At 61.2% G+C, this 23391-nt stretch carries 15 protein-coding genes, 3 tRNA genes and 1 riboswitch; of the genes, 15 read left to right on the top strand and 3 right to left on the bottom strand.

Annotated features, from left to right (window positions below; genetic code table 11):
- Positions 1–5925, bottom strand: coding sequence for a leucine-rich repeat domain-containing protein (locus BFQ01_RS17200; RefSeq protein ID WP_065926194.1), 5925 nt, complete (start codon positions 5923–5925; stop codon positions 1–3).
- 303 nt (positions 5926–6228) lie between these two features.
- Between BFQ01_RS17200 and BFQ01_RS17195 the strand changes: the two genes are divergently transcribed.
- The 7 genes from BFQ01_RS17195 (at position 6229) to astE (ending at position 14103) form a co-directional block, all read left to right on the top strand.
- On the top strand, positions 6229–7449 hold the full coding sequence (locus BFQ01_RS17195; protein ID WP_027607765.1) for an aspartate aminotransferase family protein: 1221 nt from the start codon (positions 6229–6231) through the stop codon (positions 7447–7449).
- A gap of 245 nt (positions 7450–7694) precedes the next feature.
- Complete coding sequence (gene aruF, locus BFQ01_RS17190; protein WP_003175655.1) at positions 7695–8714, top strand: arginine/ornithine succinyltransferase subunit alpha; 1020 nt, start codon at positions 7695–7697, stop codon at positions 8712–8714.
- A gap of 49 nt (positions 8715–8763) precedes the next feature.
- Positions 8764–9789: an arginine N-succinyltransferase gene (astA, locus tag BFQ01_RS17185; protein ID WP_027607767.1), complete on the top strand. Its 1026-nt coding sequence runs from the start codon at positions 8764–8766 to the stop codon at positions 9787–9789.
- Entirely contained in the window at positions 9786–11255 is a 1470-nt protein-coding gene (gene astD, locus BFQ01_RS17180) for a succinylglutamate-semialdehyde dehydrogenase (protein WP_161985743.1), read from the top strand. Before astA ends, astD begins: the two co-directional genes overlap by 4 nt.
- A 156-nt stretch (positions 11256–11411) precedes the next feature.
- On the top strand, positions 11412–12758 hold the full coding sequence (astB, locus tag BFQ01_RS17175) for an N-succinylarginine dihydrolase (RefSeq protein WP_065926192.1): 1347 nt from the start codon (positions 11412–11414) through the stop codon (positions 12756–12758).
- Between the two features lie 38 nt (positions 12759–12796).
- Positions 12797–13087: a hypothetical protein gene (locus BFQ01_RS17170; protein WP_027607770.1), complete on the top strand. Its 291-nt coding sequence runs from the start codon at positions 12797–12799 to the stop codon at positions 13085–13087.
- Between the two features lie 11 nt (positions 13088–13098).
- On the top strand, positions 13099–14103 hold the full coding sequence (gene astE, locus BFQ01_RS17165) for a succinylglutamate desuccinylase (protein ID WP_065926191.1): 1005 nt from the start codon (positions 13099–13101) through the stop codon (positions 14101–14103).
- A 71-nt stretch (positions 14104–14174) separates the two neighbouring features.
- Here astE and BFQ01_RS17160 read toward each other — a convergent pair whose 3' ends face one another.
- Positions 14175–14684: a 6,7-dimethyl-8-ribityllumazine synthase gene (locus BFQ01_RS17160; RefSeq protein ID WP_065926190.1), complete on the bottom strand. Its 510-nt coding sequence runs from the start codon at positions 14682–14684 to the stop codon at positions 14175–14177.
- 113 nt (positions 14685–14797) lie between these two features.
- A riboswitch (FMN riboswitch) is annotated at positions 14798–14967 on the bottom strand.
- Between the two features lie 191 nt (positions 14968–15158).
- On the opposite strand from BFQ01_RS17160, the gene ltaE reads away from it, so the two are divergent.
- The 8 genes from ltaE to mgtE all read left to right on the top strand — a co-directional run bounded on the left by ltaE (position 15159) and on the right by mgtE (position 22897).
- Entirely contained in the window at positions 15159–16163 is a 1005-nt protein-coding gene (gene ltaE, locus BFQ01_RS17155; protein ID WP_065926202.1) for a low-specificity L-threonine aldolase, read from the top strand.
- 145 nt (positions 16164–16308) lie between these two features.
- Positions 16309–18927, top strand: coding sequence for an alanine--tRNA ligase (gene alaS, locus BFQ01_RS17150; RefSeq protein ID WP_065926189.1), 2619 nt, complete (start codon positions 16309–16311; stop codon positions 18925–18927).
- Positions 18928–19021: 94 nt separating this feature from the next.
- Positions 19022–20263 (top strand): aspartate kinase, encoded by a 1242-nt coding sequence (locus BFQ01_RS17145; protein ID WP_027607775.1) that lies wholly within the window; start codon positions 19022–19024, stop codon positions 20261–20263.
- Between the two features lie 175 nt (positions 20264–20438).
- The gene (gene csrA, locus BFQ01_RS17140) at positions 20439–20627 is read left to right on the top strand and encodes a carbon storage regulator CsrA (RefSeq protein ID WP_003233512.1); all 189 of its coding nucleotides are present in this window, start codon (positions 20439–20441) and stop codon (positions 20625–20627) included.
- A gap of 62 nt (positions 20628–20689) precedes the next feature.
- Positions 20690–20780: transfer RNA gene (locus BFQ01_RS17135), tRNA-Ser, on the top strand.
- 108 nt (positions 20781–20888) lie between these two features.
- Positions 20889–20965, top strand: a tRNA-Arg gene (locus tag BFQ01_RS17130).
- A gap of 72 nt (positions 20966–21037) precedes the next feature.
- A tRNA-Arg gene (locus tag BFQ01_RS17125) sits at positions 21038–21114 on the top strand.
- A 340-nt stretch (positions 21115–21454) separates the two neighbouring features.
- On the top strand, positions 21455–22897 hold the full coding sequence (gene mgtE / locus BFQ01_RS17120) for a magnesium transporter (protein WP_065926188.1): 1443 nt from the start codon (positions 21455–21457) through the stop codon (positions 22895–22897).
- Between the two features lie 107 nt (positions 22898–23004).
- Here the strand turns inward: mgtE and BFQ01_RS17115 are convergent, their stop codons facing one another.
- Positions 23005–23331 (bottom strand): Arc family DNA-binding protein, encoded by a 327-nt coding sequence (locus BFQ01_RS17115; RefSeq protein ID WP_003175643.1) that lies wholly within the window; start codon positions 23329–23331, stop codon positions 23005–23007.
- Between the last annotated feature and the right edge of the window lie 60 nt (positions 23332–23391).

The raw sequence follows: 23391 nt of genomic DNA, 5'->3' as shown, positions 1-23391 counted from the left end.
TTATTCCTCCATGGGTCTCGGGGTTCCCGGGGCCATCAGCGCCACGCCGAACTCGTCGAACATCGCCTCTTCCACGCCCAGTTCGTAGCCTGTCTGGCGGTAATAGTCGCGCAGCAGCTCGATGCTCTGATCGGACAGTGGGTTGCCGCTGAGGTCGGAGTCATCGTTGAGTGGCAACGGCATTTCCAACAGGTCGCTGGGCACGTCGACGATTTCGTTGTCACTCAAGTCCAGCACCCGCAGGCGGCCCAGGGCAAAGACGCCTTCCGGCACGTGTGTCAGTCCGCAGTTGTGCAGGTAGATCGACACTAGCCGTCCAAGGTTGCGGATGTCGGGAATAAATATCAGCGGGTTGTCACTCAGGTCCAGGTATTCCAGGTGGATAAGGCGTGAGAGCTGCTCTTTGCTCTCGCGGGTCAGACGGATATGGTTTTCCGCCAGCTTCAGATAGCGCAGGCGTCGGAGGCCGAACACCGAGGCGGGGATATCCAGCAGTGTGTGGCGTTCGAGGGTCAGGCTGACAAGGTTGGGGAAGCAGCGCAGCAGACCGTCCACTTGCTGGTTGGTACCGTCTCCGATGATCTCCAGCAGGCTCACGTGATCGAACTGCGCACTCAGCATCGGCATGTCCCCCAATAACTGGCCGTGGAACACCAGTTTATGGCTGTGGCGGGTGAAACCGTTGGAGTCGTCCAACTCGCCCTCCCGGCGCCAGCAGCGTTCGAGCAAATCCTTGAAGCCCAGGCGACGGATTTGTTCTTCGGCCCGCGCGCCCTCGTCCAGCACGGTGTCGAGCAGTGGGTCTCTGGAGGGGACCTCCATAGCCCAGGCTTGGAGGTGTGCCTGCAGGTCCTGATACTCGCCATCCAGGCGCGTGATGTGCAGGTCTACGGTGTCCAGGTCGCCCGGTAACTGGAAGTACACACGGCTGACCTCGCGGTTGTTGAGGCTTGGGTACAGTGCTTGTAGCTGTTGCAGTTGGGGTTGGGGGGCCGGCGCGTTCCAGTGCTCGCCAGTGGCCTGGCAGTAGGTTTTGATGCGGGCGAGGGTGTGCCGTGACAACGGATTATCCGACAGGTCAAAGGCTGCGCTGAGGGTGGCGGGCAGTTGGAAGCCTTGATCGGGAATCTGCTCGATGGCGTTGTGACTCAGGTCTACCCGTGTCCGGGCGATGTTGCCCGCCAGCAGCGCCGGTGGAATTTCCCGCAGGCCGGTGTTGCTCAGTGACAGGCTGGTCAGGGCTGTCAGGCGATTGAAGTCCGGTAGCCAGACCAGGCGGTTATTGGCCAGGTCCAGGTGTTGGAGGTGGGTCATGCTGGAAAGCACCTGGGCGCTGGCGGGGTTCAGTTCAATGGCGCAGCGATCCAGGCGCAGATGGGTCAGCCGCTCCAGTTGCGGCAGGGTCCTGGGCAAATGCATCAGGGTATAGCGCTCGATGGACAGGCGCTCCAACTGTGGAAAGCTGCGCAGAAACGCGTTGGGCTGCAGGGTGGATGCATTGCCGGACAGGCTCAGTGATGAGACATGGGGGAAGGGCGTGCTCAGGGCGGGAATATCGCCGCTGATGGGGTAGGGCAGGTTGAGTGTGAAGCGCGGGAGATGCCCTGGGGCGTGTGTGTCCTGCTCGGTTTCCCGACGCCAGCCGGCTTCGAGCGTGTCCACGAACAGTGAGCGATAGGTGCGCTCCTGGGCGGACACTTGCTCGTCGTCGGCCCAAGGTGCCAGCGTTTGGCGAATCCGCGGGTATTCGATTTCAAGCTGCGCCAGCGCTGCGCGGCCTGCGTCCAGGTTGCCCGGGAAATCGAAGATGAGCTGATTGATGTCATTGTCCGACAGCGTTGGGTAAAGGCGTCTGGCGCTTTGGATTTCGGTGCCGGGCGCGTCAATGTCCCAGCGGCCACCGGTTCTTTGGTAGTACCCCTTGACCCGCTCCAGCGTGGGTCCCGACAGCGGGTTGCTGGAGAGGTCGAACTTGCGGCTGGTTTCTACCGGCAACTCGAACAGCGCCGGAGGCAGTTCGCGGATCTGGTTATTGGACAAAACCGCCAGTTCCAACTGTGGACGGTTCAGCAGGCCTGGCGGCAAATCACGGATGCCGGTGTAGCTCAGGTCCAAGTGTTGCAGGTGGGCCATGTGGGTAACGCTGGGCGTCAGGCCCAGAGGGTTGTTATACAGGTCCAGGGTCTTCAGGCGAGTCATGCTGCCAAGGGCCACCCGAGTTTCTTCGGTCAGGGTAATGTTGCAGTCGCTCAATATCAGCGCGTCGAGGCTGGGCAGTTGCGCGATGCTTGGCGCAAGGCCACCCAGGTAAAACTGGCTGACGTTCAGGTGACGCAGGCGTGGGAACAACTGCACGAAGTCATTGATCTCCAGTGCGGTGTGCTGACCCTTGAGCTCCAGCAGGCTGATGTGCTCGAAGCGTGCCGTGAGCCTGGGCAGTTCGCCGTAGATCGGGATCGTCAGTTGCAGCTTGTGGCCATTGAGGAGCAGTTGGTCATGGTAGTGATCAATCGCGGTTTCCTGGCGCCAGCCGCGCCTGACCTCCTGGGCCCACAGGGCACGGTTGCGTCGCACGTACTGGTATTCCCGGGGCGTCAGTGGTGCTTCAGTGATGGGGTGGAAGGTGGGCGTCATGTGTTCCCAGACGGCGAGGTCGGTGTCCAGTTTGTTGTATTCGACCTGCAGGGTTATCAGGGTCGCCAAGGCGCCGCCGGGACGGCTTTCCAGGGTCTGTACCAGGTCGGCGATCTGTTCCGCAGGGAGGCTGGGCAGCAAGTGCTGGGCGCGCTGCTCAAGCGTGGGCTGCGGCTCGGCGGCTGGTGGCTGTGACGGCCCTGCTGCCTGATAACCGTCCATGCCGCCACGCAGGCGCATGACTGTGGGGTCGAACGTCGGTTTGCGGTAAGTGTCTGCGCTGAGCAAGGTGCGCAGCCGCTCGCGATCGAGCACGTGCTCGCCAATCGCCTGGCGCAGGCGCTCGCCCTGGCCGATGTGGATGTTCAGGGCGTCGCGCTGGCTATCGGGGATCGCCTGGAGGATGGCGGTGAAGAAATCGGTGTCGCCAAACACCGGGCCCTTTTCATCGACAGGCGTATAGCGGCCCGATTCGGTATGGATGACGATTCGCTTGAGCGGCGCGTCTTCGGCGCCGATAGCCTCCAGCAACGGGCCGTCGCTACGGTACTGCCGGACTTCCAGGCGCATGCGCGTCGACCATCCGGGCAGGCGCTCCAGGGACAGCAGCGCGAGCAGGTGAGTGTCGGGGTTGTCGACGGCGTCCAGGTAGAGCCCTTCGTAAGCACGGGTGGTGCGCACATCCAGTTGGGCGGCTGCGGCTTGCTCGGCTATATGCGTCGGCACCTTGCCTTGGTCGATGGCTTGCAACTCGTCGCCGGTGGCATTGGCCAGCAGTTCATGGGCGACGCTGACGGGCAGGCCGGGCTCGGGGGCGGCGTCGATGATTTTTTGCAGCGCTGCCCCCGGGCTATGTTCTTCGCTGCGGTAGCGGGAATCGAACAGCGAGAAGCGTTTTTCGTGGGCAAGGCGGGCGATCTTTTTGCGCAGGGCCGCGGCGCGAATAGACGCATGGGAGGCGGGCTGGTCGGCGGGTTCTTCAAGCAGTGCTTTGCGCTCGGCTTCATCCAAACTCTCCACCAGCACGCGTAGCAGATCACCATTTTCCAATTGGCTTTCATGGATCTGTACCACGCTAGCGTCGGGCCGGCCAAGAAACTCCCATTGGGTTTTCCCTTGGGTATCCAGGAACCGCAAGGTCTTGGAGGCGGGCCACAGGCCGTAGCTGGTGAGTATCTGCAACTGTGTCTGAACGTCCGCCTGGCCATAGATGAGCGGGTCATCGCTGTTGAGTTGCGTGATGAAGTCTTGCAGCGCTAGATCGATCTTGAAGCGCTTGAGGGTATCGGCCAGCAGCGGCGGCGTTTGCCCGGTGTGGTGCATCTGGCGCAGCGCGTTGTCGTGGGTACCGCTGACGCTGCGCGCCTGCTGCAAGCGCGCGTCATCCAGGCCTTCGGCCGGGTAGCCGAGACGCCGCATCAGTGTGGCGCTGTCCCAGCTCAGCGGGCGGTCCAACTCGGTAATCCAGGCGCCCTGGCCGTTGCTGATCACCTGCGGCTGGTAGGCCGACGCACGGCTGGGGTGCTGCACAAAATAGCGCTGGCTGATGGGGTCTTGCCGGACGGTGTAATAGTCGTCGCCCACCTGCAGCAGGTTTTTGCCGTTGAAGCGGTACACGCCTTTCTCATCAGGACGTACGCCGCTGGGCGGGCTCTGTTTGAGACGATAAGGCTCAAGATCGGGCTTCCACAGGCGTTCGCCGCCATCGGGTCTGGTCACGGGTGTGAGGCCATCCAGAAACCCCAGGCACTCACTCGGCAGCACTTTGCGCAGAATGCCCTGGGCGATGGGGATGCCTGTGGCAAACAGGCCCAATTGCACCAGTTGCTCGATAAACCCCATAGCATGTCCGAAGGCTTCCTGCACCTGGCCTTCAGCCCAGTCGATAACCCCTTCGAAGGCTTCGTCCAGCAATTGGTAGGCGGTGTAGCCGAGCATGAGCATGCCCAGTGGCGGCACAAAGGGGGTGGCAATCAGGGCGACGACTTGCAGCAGTGCCGAGGCGATTTTTTGCACCAGGTCCCAGCGCTCCCAGCGCGCTTTCTGGTTGGCGCTGGCGGTGCTCACGGCCTGGCTGCGCGCGTCGTTCAGCAGTTTGCTCAACTTCATCTGATGCAGGTAATGGAACAGCGGCTGCTTGATGGGAATGCCACGAAACTGCAGGTTTGCTCGCTCCACCTCGCTGCCGCGCCAACTGGGCAGCGGATCGCCCGGTGTATGCGAGTGCCAGGTCACTTGGCTCAGGCGGCCCGTGAGGTCGGCGAAAAAACGCCCCAGGTCGGCATGGTCGACAAAGCGGCTGAAGAAGTGCTGAAAGTCCGAGGCGCGCAACCGTGCGGTGAGCGCCTGGATAAACGCCTGCGTGCTGGCGTATTGCTTGATGGGGTGCTGCGGGTCGTCAGGGATATAGACGATCACCGGCACCGGCTCGCGGCTTGCATCCAGGTCCTGGGAAAACAGTACGATCCCGGTCAGGCGGCTGGACATGATCACCAGCTCATGAGCGACCCACATCGGGCAGTGCTGTCCGTGATCAATCAGGCTGTGGACCGCGTCGTAGCCGGTTTGCGGGATGTCGCCCTTGAGCAGTGCCATGTACAGCGAGCGTTTGAGCGCGCTGCTCAGGCTCTGCTCGACCTTGTATTGCAGGGCGGCCATGGCCACAGGGTTGTCCAGCCCCAGGTAATCTTCGAGATAGCGCTGATAGCGCCCGCCGATATCCAATTCACGGCAGAGGGTGGCAAATTGGGCAATGGTGATGCGTGCGTCAACCGCCGGCAGGCTTTGGAAATGCCCGGCGGCGTTGGGTTGGCTGCTGAAACCGGAGTTGCGCTCGTAGGCATCGGGCTGTGCTTCGGCGGGCTCGAAGTTGTGCAGCGCGGCGTTGAGCAGTGAAACGCTCCACGTACGCGAGGCCCCGGCCTGAACCCGAAACCCCGCAAGCGTCAATGGCACATAGAGTTGCAGCCAGGTGCTGCGCACATCCAGATCGACGCTGTATTGGCGCTTCAGCGCCGGTTGCAGCAGTTCGGCGCCGAAGGTTTGCGGGCTTTTGAGGCCGGCCAGAGCCTTGTCTACCTGATTCTGCCGGGTCCAGGCTTCGCCGTTGAGACGCTTGAGTTCGGCGTGCTGGGTGGCGGAGGCGTTTTTGTACCAGTCGGGAAAACTCCCGGACACTTCGCCCAGGGTGGAGCGCCTGGCTGGCGTGGCGTCACCCAGCCAGTGGGGAATGGCCTGCATGACAATGGTGTGGCGAACTTCGCCGCTGGCTGGCGCGGGGAGGGGAGGCATGGGATCGATCCTTGACAGTGTGAGTGTCTTTTCAGCAGACCAGTCGGCACGCGATCGACGGCGGTAGATAGTTGGTGCGGTGTGCTTCTGCGGATTCGCGAACATCACCTGCCCATGGAGCCGGCACACGGTTTAAACTGCGCCATTGCGACGCTATTTGTCGCATTGGCGTAAACCCGCCTAAATCGCGGGTTGGCGCTATAAGAAGTTGTCGCTTGGCGGCAAGGCCGCTCTGAAAACTGTCCTTACAATCCCTGCATCGCCCGCCAGTTCCAGGCAGGCGTTCCTCTTCAGGAGACTCCGATGTCCGTTGAGCAAGCCCCGGTGCAACGTGCCGATTTCGACCAGGTCATGGTTCCCAACTACGCCCCTGCTGCGTTCATCCCCGTGCGCGGCGCAGGTTCGCGCGTATGGGACCAGGCGGGTCGCGAGCTGATCGACTTTGCCGGCGGCATCGCGGTCAACGTATTGGGCCACGCCCATCCGGCGCTGGTCGGTGCATTGACCGAGCAGGCCAACAAGCTGTGGCACGTCTCCAACGTCTTCACCAATGAGCCGGCCCTGCGCCTGGCCCATAAGTTGATCGACGCCACGTTTGCCGAGCGCGTGTTCTTCTGCAACTCGGGCGCTGAGGCCAACGAGGCCGCATTCAAGCTGGCCCGTCGCGTGGCGTTCGACCGTTTCGGCAGCGAGAAGTACGAGATCATTGCCGCGCTGAACAGCTTCCACGGCCGTACCCTGTTCACCGTCAACGTCGGTGGCCAGTCGAAGTACTCCGATGGTTTCGGGCCTAAAATCACCGGCATCACCCACGTCCCTTATAACGACCTGGAAGCGCTGAAAGCCGCCGTATCGGACAAGACCTGCGCCGTGGTGCTGGAACCGATCCAGGGCGAAGGCGGCGTACTGCCGGCCGAACTGGCTTACCTGCAAGGTGCCCGCGAACTGTGCGACGCCAACAATGCGCTGCTGGTTTTCGACGAAGTGCAGACCGGCATGGGCCGCAGCGGCCATCTGTTTGCCTACCAGCACTACGGCGTGGTGCCCGACATCCTCACCAGCGCCAAGAGCCTGGGCGGCGGTTTCCCGATCGCGGCGATGCTCACCCGTGAAGACCTGGCCAAGCACCTGGTGGTCGGTACCCACGGCACCACCTACGGCGGCAACCCGCTGGCGTGCGCAGTGGCCGAAGCGGTCATCGACGTGATCAACACCCCTGAGGTGCTGGCCGGCGTCAACGCCAAGCACGACCTGTTCAAGGCGCGCCTGGAGCAGATCGGCAAGCAGTACGGCATCTTCACCGAAGTGCGCGGCATGGGCCTGCTGATCGGTTGCGTACTGAGCGATGCGTTCAAAGGCAAGGCCAAGGACGTGTTCAACGCGGCCGAGAAAGAAAACCTGATGATCCTGCAAGCCGGCCCCGACGTGGTGCGTTTTGCGCCGAGCCTGGTGGTGGAAGACGCGGACATCAACGAAGGCCTGGATCGTTTCGAGCGTGCGGTAAAAACGCTGACCCAAGCCTGATAGCGACACCTTCTGCCGGCTGGACTGGGTCAAAAATGTGGGAGGGGCGATGCGACGATTCGACTTGCCCCCCGATAGCAATCTGTCAGTTGATGCATCTGGTGACTGATACACCGCTATCGGGGGCAAGCCGAATCGTCGCACCGCCCCTCCCACACTGGAATATGCCCCACATGAAGATATGGGGTGTTCCTGACCTGTTCGGTATTTTTTTCCTGTGAGTTCTAGAGTTAAGGAGTGACACCATGCTGGTGATGCGCCCCGCGCAAATGGCTGATCTGGGCGAGGTACAGCGTCTGGCTGCGGACAGCCCGATTGGTGTCACCTCCTTGCCGGATGATGTGGAACGCCTGAGCGACAAGATCGCCGCCAGCGAAGCGTCCTTCGCGGCCGAGGTGAGTTTCAACGGTGAAGAAAGCTATTTCTTCGTGCTGGAAGACACCGAGACCGGCAAGCTCGCCGGCTGCTCGGCCATTGTCGCCTCGGCCGGTTACTCGGAGCCGTTCTACAGTTTTCGTAACGAGACCTTCGTGCACGCCTCCCGCGAGCTGAAGATCCACAACAAGATCCACGTGCTTTCCCAGTGCCATGACCTCACCGGAAACAGCCTGCTCACCAGCTTCTACGTGGTGCCGGAGCTGGTCGGTTCGCCGTGGTCGGAACTCAATTCCCGTGGCCGCCTGTTGTTCGTCGCCAGCCACCCCGAGCGCTTTGCCGACTCGGTGGTGACCGAGATTGTCGGCTACAGCGACGAGAACGGTGATTCGCCGTTCTGGGATGCCATCGGCCGCAACTTCTTCGACCTCAACTACGCTGCCGCCGAGCGCCTGTGCGGGCTGAAAAGCCGTACGTTCCTCGCCGAGCTGATGCCGCATTACCCGATCTACGTGCCGCTGTTGCCGGACGAAGCCCAGGAAGCCATGGGCCAGGTGCACCCGCGTGCGCAGATCACCTTCGACATCCTGATGCGCGAAGGCTTCGAGACTGACCACTACATCGACATCTTCGACGGCGGCCCAACGCTGCACGCACGGGTCTCGGGCATTCGCTCGATCGCCCAGAGCCGTGTGGTGCCGGTGAAGATCGGCGAGATGGTCAAGGGTGTCGGCCGCCAGTACCTGGTGAGCAACGCGCAGTTGCAGGATTACCGCGCGGTCATGCTGGAGCTGGACTACGCGCCGGGCAAACCGGTGACCCTGGACCTGGCAGCCGCCGAAGCCCTGGGTGTTGGTGAAGGTGCGAGTGTGCGCCTGGTAGCGGTATAAACAGAGTGTCGCGGGTGGCTGGCAGCAGCGGCCCGTCTGAGGAGATAGCATGATCGTTCGTCCCGTACGCAGCAGCGATTTACCGGCCCTGATTGATCTGGCGCGCAGCACCGGCACCGGCCTCACCACCTTGCCGGCCAACGAAGAGCGCCTGACCCACCGGGTTGGCTGGGCGGAAAAAACCTTTCGTGGCGACGCCGGGCGCGGTGATGCCGACTACCTGTTCGTGCTGGAAAACGACGAAGGCCGCGTGGTGGGGATTTCCGCCATCGCCGGTGCCGTCGGCCTGCGCGAGCCGTGGTACAACTTCCGGGTCGGCCTGACGGTCAGCGCCTCCCAGGAACTGAATATCTACCGTGAAATTCCGACGCTGTTCCTGGCCAACGACCTCACCGGCAATTCCGAGCTGTGCTCGTTGTTCCTGCATGCCGATTACCGCAACGGCCTCAACGGCCGCATGCTGGCCAAGGCGCGCCTGCTGTTTATCGCCGAGTTCCCACAGCTGTTTGGCAACAAGATCATCGCCGAGATGCGTGGCGTGTCCAACGACGCCGGGCGTTCGCCGTTCTGGGAAAGCCTGGGCCGGCACTTCTTCAAGATGGAATTCAGCCAGGCCGACTACCTGACCGGCGTGGGCAACAAGGCGTTTATCGCTGAGCTGATGCCCAAGTTTCCGTTGTACAGCTGCTTCCTTTCCGAGGACGCGCGCAACGTGATCGGCAAGGTCCACCCGGACACCGAGCCGGCGTTGAGCATGCTCAAGAGCGAAGGCTTCAGCTACCAGGGCTACGTCGATATTTTCGACGCCGGCCCGGCGGTGGAGTGCGAGACCGCCAAGATCCGTGCGGTGCGCGACAGCCAATCATTGGTGTTGGCCATCGGCACACCGGGGGACGACGCCACGCCGTTCCTGATCCATAACCGCAAACGCGAAGATTGCCGCATCACCGCCGCACCGGCGCGCCTGGCGGCAGGCACGCTGGTGGTCGATCCGCAAACCGCCAAGCGCCTGCAACTGGTGGTGGGTGATCAAGTGCGTGCCGTACCGTTGTCTGCTGCCCGGGAGTCGAAATAATGAATTCGTTGTATATCGCAGGTAGCTGGCTGGCTGGCCAGGGTGAACTGTTTGAATCGCGTAACCCGGTGACCCAGCAGGTGCTGTGGGTCGGTAATGGCGCCACGGTCGAGCAGGTCGAGTCGGCCGTGCAGGCCGCGCGCCAGGCGTTCCCGGCCTGGGCCCGGCGCCCGCTGGAAGAGCGCATCAGCGTGCTGGAAGCCTTCGCCGCGAGCCTGAAAAGCCGCGCCGATGAAATCGCCCGCTGCATCGGCGAGGAGACCGGCAAGCCGCTGTGGGAGTCGGCCACCGAAGTCACCAGCATGGCCAACAAGATCGCGATCTCGGTGCAAAGCTACCGCGAGCGTACCGGCGAGAAGAGCGGCCCCCTGGGCGACGCCACCGCCGTATTGCGCCACAAGCCCCACGGCGTGGTGGCGGTGTTTGGTCCTTACAACTTCCCCGGTCACCTGCCCAACGGGCATATCGTCCCGGCGTTGCTGGCGGGTAACACCGTACTGTTCAAGCCCAGCGAGCTGACCCCGAAAGTCGCCGAGCTGACCGTGCAGTGCTGGATCGACGCCGGTTTGCCGGCGGGCGTGTTGAACCTGCTGCAAGGTGCGCGCGAGACCGGCATTGCGTTGGCCGCCAACCCCGGTATCGATGGGTTGTTCTTCACCGGTTCCAGCCGTACCGGCAATCATCTGCACCAGCAGTTCTCCGGGCGCCCGGACAAGATCCTGGCCCTGGAAATGGGCGGCAACAACCCACTGGTGGTGGACGAGGTGGCCGACGTGGATGCGGCGGTCTACACCATCATCCAATCGGCGTTTATCTCCGCCGGCCAGCGTTGCACCTGTGCCCGTCGCCTGCTGGTGCCGGAAGGCGCCTGGGGCGATGCGCTGCTGGCGCGGCTGGTGGCGGTGAGTGCGACGATTGAAGTCGGCGCGTTCGACCAGCAACCGCCGCCGTTCATGGGCTCGGTGATTTCCCTGGCAGCGGCAAAAGCCCTGATGGAGGCCCAGGAACTGATGTTGGCCAATGGCGCCGTGGCACTGTTGGAGATGACCCAGCCCCAGGACCAGGCCGCCTTGCTGACCCCAGGCATCATCGACGTAACCGGCGTGACCGAGCGCGAAGACGAAGAGCTGTTCGGCCCGTTGTTGCAGGTGATCCGCTACGCCGATTTCGCGGCGGCGATTGCCGAAGCCAACAACACCCAGTACGGCCTGGCCGCGGGCCTGTTGTCCGATTCCGAGGCGCGTTACCAGCAATTCTGGCTGGAAAGCCGTGCTGGCATCGTCAACTGGAACAAACAGCTGACCGGCGCCGCCAGCACCGCGCCATTTGGTGGGGTAGGGGCCTCGGGCAACCATCGCGCCAGTGCGTATTACGCGGCGGATTATTGTGCGTACCCGGTGGCGTCGCTTGAAACGCCAAGCCTGGTGGTACCGGCCACGCTAACCCCCGGCATTACGCTGATCTAAATGTGGGAGGGGGCTTGCTCCCGATGGCGGTGTGTCAGTCACCTGATTGATCAACTGACAGACTGCTATCGGGAGCAAGCCCCCTCCCACACTGGATTTGTGGTGTGTTGAAGATTTTTGAAGCCTATAAAAACAGATGTTCGTGGAGCCTCGCCGATGAAATCCTATGAAGTCAATTTTGACGGTCTAGTGGGGCCGACCCATAACTACGGCGGTTTGTCCTTCGGCAACGTCGCGTCCCAGAGCAACAGCCAGCAGCATTCCAACCCCAGGGAAGCGGCGTTGCAGGGCCTGCAGAAAATGAAAGCCCTGATGGACATGGGCTTTGTGCAAGGCGTGCTCGCGCCCCAGGAGCGTCCGGACGTAGCGGCGTTGCGCAACCTCGGTTTCAGCGGCACCGACGCCCAGGTCATCCAGCAGGCGGCCAAGCAGGCCATGCCGTTGTTGGTCGCCAGTTGCTCGGCATCGAGCATGTGGGTGGCCAACGCCGCCACCGTCAGCCCGAGCGCCGACACGGCAGATGGCCGCGTGCATTTCACCGCCGCCAACCTCAATTGCAAATACCACCGCAGCATCGAACACCCCACCACCAGCCGCGTGCTGGGGGCGATGTTTGCCGACCAGAAGCACTTTGCCCACCACGCCGCGTTGCCGGCGGTGGCGCAGTTCGGCGACGAAGGTGCGGCCAACCACACGCGTTTCTGCCGTGAGTACGGCGACGCGGGCGTGGAGTTTTTCGTGTTCGGGCGCAGCGCGTTCGACCCCCGTTACCCGGCCCCGCAGAAGTACCCGGCGCGCCAGACCCTCGAAGCCTCCCAGGCCGTCGCCCGCCTGCATGGCCTGAAGGATGAAGGCGTGGTCTACGCCCAGCAGAACCCGGCGGTGATCGATGCCGGCGTGTTCCACAACGACGTGATCGCGGTGGGCAACGGCGAGGTGCTGTTCTATCACGAGGACGCATTCCTCAATACCGAACAGATGCTGGCCGAGTTGCAGGGCAAGTTGGGCAAGCTGGGCGGCAACTTCCAGGCGGTGTGTGTGCCGCGTGCCCAGGTCAGCGTCGAGGACGCGGTGCGTTCCTACCTGTTCAACAGCCAGTTGCTGACCCGCGCCGACGGTTCGATGTTGCTGATCGTGCCGGAGGAGTGCCGCGCCAACGAGCGCGTCTGGCAGTACCTGCAAGGCCTGACGGCGTCCGCTGGGCTGATCCGCGAAGTCAAAGTCTTCGACCTCAAGCAAAGCATGCAGAACGGCGGAGGCCCGGCGTGCCTGCGCCTGCGCGTGGCCCTGAACGAAACCGAGCTGGCAGCGGTGAACCCAGGGGTTATCATGACCGCGCCGTTGTACGACACACTGACCCAATGGGTCGACAAGCACTACCGCGACAGCCTGCGCGAAACCGACCTGGCTGACCCGCAATTGCTGCTTGAGTGCCGGACGGCACTGGATGAACTGACGCAAATCCTTAAACTGGGCTCGGTTTATCCTTTCCAGATCAATTAACGCCACCTCTTTTTACACCCTATGGCTGAGAATTATTTATGAGCACCGACACCCTGCAACTGATCCTTGAAGACACCGACGGTACCCAGCTGGAAACCTCCTGCACCCGCGTCGCCGTGGTCTGGCAGGGCAAGGAAATCTGGATCCAGCACGACGGCCGTGGCCAACTGCTGATCGGCGTGGACGTGGAAGAAGGCGACGCCGAATACGCCAACCTGTTGATGCGCCCCCTGGCCACCAACCTGATGAGCCTGCAACTGGAAATGGAACCGGCCGACGTTGAAGGTGATGACGACGATCACGTCCATGGCCCAGGCTGCAACCACTAAGGAAGCTGCGTATGCTCGCCCTCGGCAAACTGCTTGAACTGACCCTCGCCGGTCGCGAACCGGCGCAAAAAATTCAACTGACTGTCGACGGCGTGCAGATGCGCTGGCTCAGCGAGGGCGCACTCGAAGTGCGCCCGCCGCAGGCAACGGACAATGGCAGCGACCTGCTGCTGTCGTCCGGCATCCATGGCAACGAAACCGCGCCGATCGAATTGCTCGACCGCCTGTTGCATGGCATCGCCCGTGGGGAGATCAAGCCCCGCACCCGTATTCTGTTCCTGTTCGGCAACCCTGAGGCCATGCGCCGCGGCGAGCGTTACCTTGAACTGGACGTCAACCGGCTGTTCAACGGCCGGCATGAAAAAAACATCGGCCCTGAAGCCATGCGCGCCGCCGAGCTTGAACAACTGGCCCGCAGCTTCTTCAGCTTGCCTGGCCGTTCGCGCCTGCATTACGACCTGCACACCGCCATCCGCGGCTCGAAGATCGAGCAGTTTGCGCTGTACCCCTGGAAGGAGGGGCGCCAGCATTCACGTCACGAACTGGCGCGCCTGAACGCCGCTGGCATGGAAGCGGTGCTGCTGCAGAACAAGAGCTCGATCACCTTTACCGCGTTTACCTATGAGCAGCTGGAGGCCGAGGCTTTCACCCTGGAACTGGGCAAGGCACGGCCGTTCGGGCACAACCAGGGCGTGAATGTCTCCCGCCTGGAGCTGCGCCTCAAGCAGATCATCGAAGGCACCGAGCCTGAGACTGACAGCCTGGACGGGTTGAAATTGTTCGCCGTGTCGCGGGAAGTCATCAAGCACAGCGATGCATTCCTGCTGCACTTGCCGGCGGACGTGGAAAACTTTTCGGAATTGGAAAAGGGTTATCTGCTGGCCGAAGACGTGGCCAAGACCCGTTGGGTGATCGAGGAGGAGGGGGCGCGCATCATCTTCCCCAACCCGAAGGTGAAGAATGGCTTGCGGGCGGGGATATTGATTGTGCCAACCACAGAGGCCGGGCTGGCGTAGATCTGAGCCTTAACCTGGTCCAAATGTGGGAGGGGTGTAGCCCCCTCCCTCATCTTGTTTTGCAGTGTTGCTTAGACCGCTACCGCCCGTGGCTCGCTGCGACGGATCGCCCGCACCTTGTGCAGGGTGTCGGCGCATGTACGTGCAGCTTCCTGGCCCTTGTGCACGAAGTGCTCATGGAAGAACGCGGTGTGTTCGCTGCCGGCATGGAAGTGATGCGGCGTCAGGGACACCGAGAACACCGGCACTTCGGTTTCCAGCTGCACCTGCATCAGGCCGCTGACCACCGACTGGGCCACGAACTCGTGACGGTAGATCCCGCCGTCCACCACCAGCGCGGCGGCCACGATACCGGCGTAACGACCGGTCTTGGCCAGCAGCTTGGCGTGCAGGGGCATTTCAAAGGCGCCGCCGACTTCGAAGAAATCGATGTCCGATTCCTGGTAGCCCTGGGCGATCATTTCGGCGAGGAAGCCTTTGCGGGATTGGTCGACAATATCCTTGTGCCAGCAGGCCTGGATAAACGCGACGCGCTCGCCGTGATGGTTTTTGCTTTTGCTGTCGATTGCGGTGGGTTGCATGTTCTGACTCCTGTTTAAGAAAAAAACAGGGCGTTATGAATCGAATGGGATTTAAGGGTACGAACCGCCGAGTCATGCAGGCATGCGCTCGGCGTGCGGCCCTTAGGTGCCAATCCCGTTCTCTCTTCATCCGGACTATGACCGTCGGCCCCGGGATCACACCGGGTCTGCTGACCTTGTCGCCGTCCTGCGTGAGCAGTTCGAGGCGCCAAGCGCTCGCGGGCTATGCACCTTGCGTGCAATTACCGCCGGTGGGGAATTGCACCCCGCCCTGAGAACGTTGCCACCAGAACCCTGGTGGCGGAGAGTTTTTAACATGGTTTTTCATAAACTGCACGAGCGTCGTATCGATAAGCTATATCGGTTTGTTTGGTTGGTATTCGATTGAGAACGCGTGGGGCTTGATATTCCGCGGCTTTGCCCGCAGTAATCATCCTCATAAGAATCTTAATGAACCCCTTCGAGGCTTGTTTCATGTCTGTGATCGACCTGCGCAGCGACACCGTGACCCAACCCACCGCCGGCATGCTCGACGCCATGGCCAATGCCGCCAGCGGCGATGACGTCTACGGCGAAGACCCCAGCGTCAACCGCCTGGAGGCCGAGCTGGCCAAGCGCCTGGGCTTTGCGGCCGCGCTGTTCGTGCCCACCGGCACCATGAGCAACCTGCTGGCGCTGATGGCCCACTGTGAGCGTGGCGAGGAGTACATCGTCGGCCAGCAGGCCCACACCTATAAATACGAGGGCGGCGGCGCGGCCGTGCTGGGTTCGATCCAGCCGCAGCCGCTGGACGTGCAGGCGGATGGCTCCCTCGACCTGAATCAGGTGCTCGAGGCCATCAAGCCCGACGACTTCCACTTCGCCCGCACCCGCCTGCTGGCCCTGGAAAACACCATGCAGGGCAAGGTGCTGCCGCTGGACTACCTGGCGAAGGCGCGGGCGTTTACCCGCGAACATGGCCTGGCCCTGCACCTGGATGGCGCGCGACTCTACAACGCGGCGGTCAAGCTTGGGGTCGATGCACGGGAGATCGCCCAGCATTTCGACTCGGTGTCGGTGTGCCTGTCCAAGGGCCTCGGTGCGCCGATCGGCTCGGTGCTGTGCGGCTCCACGGCGTTGATCGCCAAGGCACGCCGTTTGCGCAAGATGGTCGGCGGTGGCATGCGCCAGGCCGGTTCCCTGGCGGCAGCAGGGCTGTATGCCCTGGATCACCAGGTGCAGCGCCTGGCCGACGACCACGCCAATGCGCAATGGCTGGGCGATGAGCTGCGCAACGCCGGTTACGCGGTGGAGCCGGTGCAGACCAACATGGTCTACGTGCAGATCGGCGACCAGGCCCAGGCCTTGAAGGCGTTTGCCGCCGAGCGTGGGATCAAGTTGAGTGCTGCGCCGCGCCTGCGCATGGTGACGCATCTGGATGTGAGCCGGGCGCAGATCGAGCAAGTGCTCAAGGCATTCGTCGATTTTTCGCGCAAATGAGTGTGCAGACCGTCTAATTGAACCTCTCTATCGCATAAACACGCTGTACCACCGGCAAAGGGCCGATATAATGCGGCCTTTTGCCGTCGCTCCGTCTGATGATGTTGCGCACTGGCCTTTGGCCGCAGCCTCCGTGGAAGAACCTATGAAAAGCGCAGAAATCCGTGAAGCCTTCCTTCGCTTCTTCGAAGAGCAAGGTCACACCCGTGTCTCCTCCAGCTCCTTGATCCCAGGCAATGACCCAACCCTGCTGTTCACTAACGCGGGGATGAACCAGTTCAAGGACTGCTTCCTGGGCCAGGAAAAACGCGCCTACACCCGCGCCACCAGCAGCCAGAAGTGCGTGCGTGCCGGCGGCAAGAACAGTGACCTGGAAAACGTCGGCTACACCGCCCGCCACCACACGTTCTTCGAAATGCTGGGTAACTTCAGCTTTGGTGACTATTTCAAGAAAGACGCGATTACCTTCGCCTGGACCTTCCTGACCGGCGTGTTGAAGCTGCCCAAGGAAAAACTCTGGGTGACTGTCTACGCGACGGACGACGAAGCGTATGACATCTGGACCAAGGAAATCGGGGTGCCCGTCGAGCGCATGATTCGCATCGGCGACAACAAGGGCGCGCCTTACGCTTCCGACAACTTCTGGACCATGGGCGATACCGGCCCATGCGGCCCCTGCACCGAGATTTTCTACGATCACGGCGCCGACATCTGGGGTGGCCCACCGGGCTCGCCGGAAGAAGACGGCGACCGTTACATCGAGATCTGGAACAACGTGTTCATGCAGTTCAACCGCACCGCCGATGGCGTGCTGCATCCGCTGCCGGCGCCGTCGGTGGACACCGGCATGGGCCTGGAGCGGATCAGTGCGGTGATGCAGCACGTTCACTCCAACTACGAGATCGACCTGTTCACCAACCTGCTGAGCGCGTCGGCCGCGGCCATTGGTTGTGCCAATGAAAGCCAGTCGTCCCTCAAGGTGGTGTCGGACCACATCCGTTCCTGCGGTTTCCTGATCGCCGACGGTGTACTGCCGTCCAATGAAGGCCGTGGCTACGTGCTGCGTCGCATCATCCGTCGCGCCTGCCGTCACGGTAACAAGCTGGGCGCCACCGGCAGCTTCTTCTACAAGATCGTCGCCGCACTGGTTGCCGAGATGGGCGATGCCTTCCCGGAACTCAAGCAGCAGCAGGACAACATCGAGCGTGTGCTCAAGGCTGAAGAGGAACAGTTCTCCAAGACCCTGGAGCACGGCCTGAAGATTCTGGAACAGGACTTGGCCGAGCTCAAAGGCACCGTGGTGCCAGGCGACGTGGTGTTCAAGCTGTACGACACCTATGGCTTCCCGATGGACCTGACCGCCGACATCGCCCGTGAGCGCGAGCTGACCGTCGACGAAGCCGGGTTTGAGCGTGAGATGGAAGCCCAGCGCGTGCGCGCCCGTTCTGCCAGTTCCTTTGGCCTGGACTACAACACCCTGGTCAAGGTTGACGTGCCCACCGAGTTCACCGGTTACAAGGCGACCGTCGGCGCGGCCAGGATCGTTGCCATTTATAAAGACGGCAAGTCGGTCGACGTGTTGAGCGAAGGCGAAGAAGCGGTTGTGGTCCTGGACCAGACGCCGTTCTACGCCGAGTCCGGTGGCCAGGTCGGTGACTGTGGTTTCCTGAGTTCGACCTCCGGTCGTTTCGAGGTGCGCGACACCACCAAGACCGGCGGTGCGTTCCTGCATCACGGCGTGCTGGTGCTGGGCAACCTGACCGTCGGTGCGCCGGTGGACACCCAGGTCGATGCCGACGTACGCCATGCCACCGCGCTGAACCACTCGGCCACGCACTTGCTGCACGCCGCGCTGCGCCAGGTGCTGGGCGAGCACGTCCAGCAGAAGGGGTCGTTGGTCGACAGCCAGCGCCTGCGTTTCGACTTCAGTCACTTCGAAGCGATCAAGCCTGAGCAGATCAAGGCCCTGGAAGACATCGTCAACGCTGAGATTCGCAAGAACTCCCCGGTAGAAACCGAAGAAACCGACATCGAGACGGCCAAGGCCAAGGGCGCCATGGCGCTGTTCGGCGAGAAATACGGCGACAACGTGCGCGTGCTGAGCATGGGCGGCGACTTCTCGGTGGAGCTGTGTGGCGGTATCCACGCCAACCGTACCGGCGATATCGCCCTGCTGAAAATCATCAGCGAAGGCGGCGTGGCGTCGGGTGTGCGTCGTATTGAGGCGGTGACCGGCGCTGCGGCCCTGGCCTACCTGAATGCCGCTGAAGAACAACTCAAGGAAGCGGCCAGCCTGGTCAAGGGCAGCCGCGACAACCTGATCGACAAGTTGTCCGCCGTTCTGGAGCGCAACCGTGCGCTGGAGAAACAGCTGGAGCAGTTGCAAGCCAAGGCGGCCAGCGCTGCGGGCGACGATCTGTCGGCTTCGGCCGTTGACGTCAAGGACGTGAAAGTCCTGGCTGCACGCCTGGACGGTCAGGACGGCAAGGCGCTGTTGGCCCTGGTCGATCAGTTGAAGAACAAGCTCGGCCGCGCAGTGATCCTGCTCGGCAGTGTCCATGAGGAGAAGGTCGTGCTGGTTGCCGGTGTAACCAAGGACCTGACTGGCCAACTCAAGGCCGGTGATTTGATGAAGCAAGCCGCTGCGGCAGTGGGCGGGAAGGGCGGCGGTCGTCCGGACATGGCGCAAGGCGGTGGTGTAGACGCCAGTGCCCTGGACGCGGCCCTGGCCCTGACCGTGCCATTTGTCGAGGCAGGTATTTAAGGCACTGTTAACCTGCCCGTGGTCTAGTCACGGGCTGTTCTGTGCTGGTTGATTGGATATTAGGCGCCCCTTTACGGGCTGAGGCGGCTTGGAAATGGCTTTGATCGTACAGAAATTTGGAGGCACCTCGGTCGGCTCTGTCGAAAGAATCGAGCAGGTGGCCGACAAGGTTAAGAAATTCCGCGATGCCGGTGACGACCTGGTCGTGGTGCTGTCGGCCATGAGCGGCGAGACCAATCGCCTGATCGAACTGGCCAAGGCCATCAGTGGCGAGCAACAGCCGCTGCCGCGTGAGCTGGATGTGATCGTGTCCACCGGCGAGCAGGTGACCATCGCCTTGCTGGCCATGGCCCTGAACAAGCGTGGCGTGCCTGCCGTGTCCTACACTGGCAGCCAGGTGCGCATCCTCACCGACAGCGCGCACACCAAGGCGCGGATCCTGCAGATTGACGACCAGAAAATTCGCACTGATCTGAAAGCCGGTCGCGTGGTAGTTGTAGCGGGCTTCCAGGGTGTGGACGAGCACGGCAACATCACCACCCTCGGGCGTGGCGGTTCTGACACCACCGGTGTGGCCCTGGCTGCGGCCCTCAAGGCTGACGAGTGCCAGATCTACACCGATGTGGATGGCGTCTACACCACCGACCCGCGTGTGGTGTCCGTGGCCCAGCGCCTGGACAAGATCACCTTTGAAGAGATGCTGGAAATGGCCAGCCTCGGTTCCAAGGTGTTGCAGATCCGCGCGGTGGAGTTCGCCGGCAAGTACAACGTTCCGCTGCGCGTATTGCACAGCTTCAAGGAGGGTCCGGGCACCCTCATTACTATTGATGAAGAGGAATCCATGGAACAGCCGATCATTTCCGGCATCGCTTTCAACCGCGATGAAGCCAAGCTGACGATCCGTGGCGTGCCAGACACCCCGGGCGTGGCCTTCAAGATTCTGGGCCCTATCAGCGATGCGAATGTTGAAGTCGACATGATCGTGCAGAACGTCTCGCACGATAACACCACCGATTTCACTTTCACCGTGCACCGCAACGAGTACGATGCGGCGTTGAAAATCCTGGAGAACACCGCGAGCGAAATTGGCGCCCGTGAAGTGGTCGGCGATACCAAGATTGCCAAGGTCTCGATCGTAGGTGTGGGCATGCGTTCCCATGCCGGCGTTGCCAGCCGCATGTTCGGGGCTTTGGCCAAGGAAAGCATCAATATCCAGATGATCTCTACCTCGGAAATCAAAGTCTCGGTGGTGATTGAAGAGAAGTACCTGGAGCTGGCTGTACGCGCGCTGCATACCGCTTTTGAGCTGGATGCTCCGGCCCGACAGGGCGAGTGATGCAATGCCAGGAAGGCGCGGTTTACCGCGCCTTTCATTTTTTTGTAGGGCGCATGGTCTTTTGCGTGCGCTCGACAATACTTAGGCCGTTAGGGCTATGGCTATCGAGTCGTAGGTCGAACGCCTTTTTTTTGCAGACTGTTGTTCCTGAAATGAAATGCGTGAGGAGAAAGGTATGCTGATTCTGACTCGTCGGTGCGCAGAAAGCCTGATTATCGGTGATGGCGAAATCACCGTGACCGTGCTCGGCGTCAAAGGCAATCAAGTGCGTATCGGGGTTAACGCTCCGAAAGAGGTGGCGGTTCATCGCGAGGAAATCTTCTTGCGGATCAAGAAAGAGAAGGACGAAGAACCAAGCCTTTAATTTTTATCGTTTTTTATGTTTGCAAACGGGGATGAACGTGGTTAATATACGCCCCGTGTTGCGGAGAGCTGGCCGAGTGGCCGAAGGCGCTCCCCTGCTAAGGGAGTACACCTCAAAAGGGTGTCGGGGGTTCGAATCCCCCGTTCTCCGCCATTATTTGCTTAGTACGTTGCAATCTGGTTTTTTCGTTAAGTTGTTGAAATTAAACGAAAAAATAGCTTTACATAGAGATTGAACGGCCTATAATTCGCGGCAACAAATGCACTCGTAGCTCAGCTGGATAGAGTACTCGGCTACGAACCGAGCGGTCACAGGTTCGAATCCTGTCGAGTGCACCATTTAAGAGTTAGTTGCAGTAATGCAGGTAGCTCGGCTTCAACCAGTTGTGATCTGGTCTAAAAACACAATATGCACTCGTAGCTCAGCTGGATAGAGTACTCGGCTACGAACCGAGCGGTCACAGGTTCGAATCCTGTCGAGTGCACCATACAAACAAAAAGCCCGCCTAGTGCGGGCTTTTTGCCGTCTGGGGTTTGTGTGGATCCTTATCTTTTTCTCCTTCCTTATGTGTTTTCCATTCCGGTGATGGCGTCGCAGTTGAATAGGTGTGGCCAATACTCAACTTTGGCTCGCAAGCGCTTGTTCTTTCCAGTTTTTTGACGTTAAAACCGGACGCACGGTGTATCATTGCGCCCGTCAGCCCCGCCGGGGCTTATGGAATACCTCCATGGACTTACCCAGTAGTTACTCAGTACCCCGTTTTACCAATCATGAATTGACTGATTGATCCTTCCGGCGTGCCCCGCTGCTGGGAGTGGAGTTCGCCTATGACCGAAGTAGAAGTAAAGAAAACACAAGAAAGCCTGCAGGATCGCCTGGCTCAAGTCATCGAGCTGCTGCAGCGCCAGCGCGTGGTCGAAGATTTCACGCACCGCCAGGATGGTCCGAATAACGACCTTGTCGAAAACCTGGTCCACCGCCAGAACCTCGTCGAGTTGCAACGCAAGCTCGATGACCTGCACTCCGCCGACGTTGCCTACATTCTCGAAGCCTTGCCCCTGGATGATCGACTGACCCTCTGGCAGTTGGTCAAGGCCGACCGCGACGGCGACATCCTGCTCGAAGTATCCGACTCGGTCCGTGAAACCCTGATCGCCGACATGGACGATCACGAGCTCCTGGCGGCCGCCAGGGAGATGGACGCTGACGAACTGGCCGACCTGGCTCCAGAGTTGCCGCGTGATGTTGTCCATGAGTTGATGGAGGCTCTTGACGGCCAGCAGCGTGAGCGCGTGCGCTCCGCGTTGTCCTATGACGAGGATCAGGTCGGCGCACTGATGGACTTCGAGATGGTCACCATCCGCGAAGACGTCAGCCTGGAAGTGGTCTTGCGTTACCTGCGCCGGCTGAAAGAGCTGCCGAGTCATACCGACAAACTGTTCGTGGTCGACTATGAAGGCATTCTCAAGGGCGTGCTGCCGATCAAGCGCCTGTTGGTCAACGATCCGGAGAAAAAGGTTGCTGACCTGATGGCCAGCGATACCGTGAGCTTTCACCCTGATGAGGATGCCTACGACGCAGCGCAGGCCTTTGAGCGTTACGACTTGATCTCTGCCCCGGTGGTCGACAAGAACGGCAAGCTGATCGGCCGTCTGACCATCGACGAAATCGTCGACTTGATTCGTGAAGAGAGTGAAACCGAAGTCCTCAACATGGCGGGTTTGCGTGAAGAGGAAGATATTTTTGCGTCAGTCTGGCGTTCCCTGCATAACCGCTGGGCCTGGCTGGCCGTTAACCTGATTACCGCGTTTATCGCCTCCCGTGTGATCGGGCTGTTCGAAGGTTCCATCGAGAAGCTGGTGGCCCTGGCGGCATTGATGCCGATTGTGGCAGGCATTGGTGGTAACTCGGGCAACCAGACCATCACCATGATCGTACGCGCCATGGCGCTGGACCAGGTCAGTACCGCCAACTCTTCGCGCCTGCTGCGCAAGGAGTTGGCAGTGGGCCTGATCAATGGCCTGGTGTGGGGTGGGGTGATTGGCGTGGTGGCCTACTTGCTGTACGGCAGTTGGTCCCTGGGGGTGGTGATGACCGCTGCCATGACCCTCAACCTGCTGCTGGCGGCCCTGATGGGGGTGCTGATCCCCATGACCCTGGCACGCCTTGGGCGCGACCCGGCCATGGGCGCCAGCGTGATGATCACGGCCATGACCGACAGTGGTGGCTTCTTCATCTTCCTCGGTTTGGCGACGATCTTCCTGCTCTGATCTGTCTCGGCCGGGCGCCCTCTGCTACGTGATAAGAATGTCGAGCCCTGTGAATCCCGGGCAAAAAAAAAGCCAGCACAGGGCTGGCTTCGGCTTTCAGTGGCGGATCAATTGGCTTCTGCGGCCGCCTCTACGTCGTGCGCGATAAGCGAGACGAGGGCATTTTGCTGGCGGTGGGAGAGCTGACGAAAACGCTGCAGCAGTTCGCGTTCGTGCAGCGACAGCTCGGGGCTGTCCAGGCGCATGCTCAGTTCGTCACCCAGCGCACCTTCCTGAATAAGGCTCTGCTCCAGGCGCGCGATGATTTCGGAGTTCATGCTGCGGTGATGATTGCGAGCCACCTCGGCAATGCGTTCCCGCATTCCGTCTGGCAGACGTACGACGAACTTGTCAGCCGTACGGCTGGAATAAATTGCCTGTTTCAATGGGCGCATATATTTAACCGGTTAGTTCAGGGGAGCGGTTATTGGAATTGGCCGCAAGATGAGTGTTAA

The organism is Pseudomonas sp. 8 R 14 (genome assembly GCF_900005955.1).
GTDB classification, from domain to species: domain Bacteria; phylum Pseudomonadota; class Gammaproteobacteria; order Pseudomonadales; family Pseudomonadaceae; genus Aquipseudomonas; species Aquipseudomonas marginalis.
Note: the sequence above shows the minus strand (reverse complement) of the source record. Positions and strands in the feature narration are given on the sequence as shown.

Excerpts from the sequence above, each read along its gene's own strand:
- BFQ01_RS17200 (WP_065926194.1), bottom strand. The coding sequence starts at position 5,925 with ATGCCTCCCCTCCCCGCGCCAGCCAGCGGCGAAGTTCGCCACACCATT.
- aruF (WP_003175655.1), top strand. The coding sequence starts at position 7,695 with ATGCTGGTGATGCGCCCCGCGCAAATGGCTGATCTGGGCGAGGTACAG.
- BFQ01_RS17170 (WP_027607770.1), top strand. The coding sequence starts at position 12,797 with ATGAGCACCGACACCCTGCAACTGATCCTTGAAGACACCGACGGTACC.
- BFQ01_RS17145 (WP_027607775.1), top strand. The coding sequence starts at position 19,022 with ATGGCTTTGATCGTACAGAAATTTGGAGGCACCTCGGTCGGCTCTGTC.
- astE (WP_065926191.1), top strand. The coding sequence starts at position 13,099 with ATGCTCGCCCTCGGCAAACTGCTTGAACTGACCCTCGCCGGTCGCGAA.
- mgtE (WP_065926188.1), top strand. The coding sequence starts at position 21,455 with ATGACCGAAGTAGAAGTAAAGAAAACACAAGAAAGCCTGCAGGATCGC.
- astB (WP_065926192.1), top strand. The coding sequence starts at position 11,412 with ATGAAATCCTATGAAGTCAATTTTGACGGTCTAGTGGGGCCGACCCAT.
- BFQ01_RS17195 (WP_027607765.1), top strand. The coding sequence starts at position 6,229 with ATGTCCGTTGAGCAAGCCCCGGTGCAACGTGCCGATTTCGACCAGGTC.
- csrA (WP_003233512.1), top strand. The coding sequence starts at position 20,439 with ATGCTGATTCTGACTCGTCGGTGCGCAGAAAGCCTGATTATCGGTGAT.
- astA (WP_027607767.1), top strand. The coding sequence starts at position 8,764 with ATGATCGTTCGTCCCGTACGCAGCAGCGATTTACCGGCCCTGATTGAT.
- alaS (WP_065926189.1), top strand. The coding sequence starts at position 16,309 with ATGAAAAGCGCAGAAATCCGTGAAGCCTTCCTTCGCTTCTTCGAAGAG.
- BFQ01_RS17115 (WP_003175643.1), bottom strand. The coding sequence starts at position 23,331 with ATGCGCCCATTGAAACAGGCAATTTATTCCAGCCGTACGGCTGACAAG.
- BFQ01_RS17160 (WP_065926190.1), bottom strand. The coding sequence starts at position 14,684 with ATGCAACCCACCGCAATCGACAGCAAAAGCAAAAACCATCACGGCGAG.
- ltaE (WP_065926202.1), top strand. The coding sequence starts at position 15,159 with ATGTCTGTGATCGACCTGCGCAGCGACACCGTGACCCAACCCACCGCC.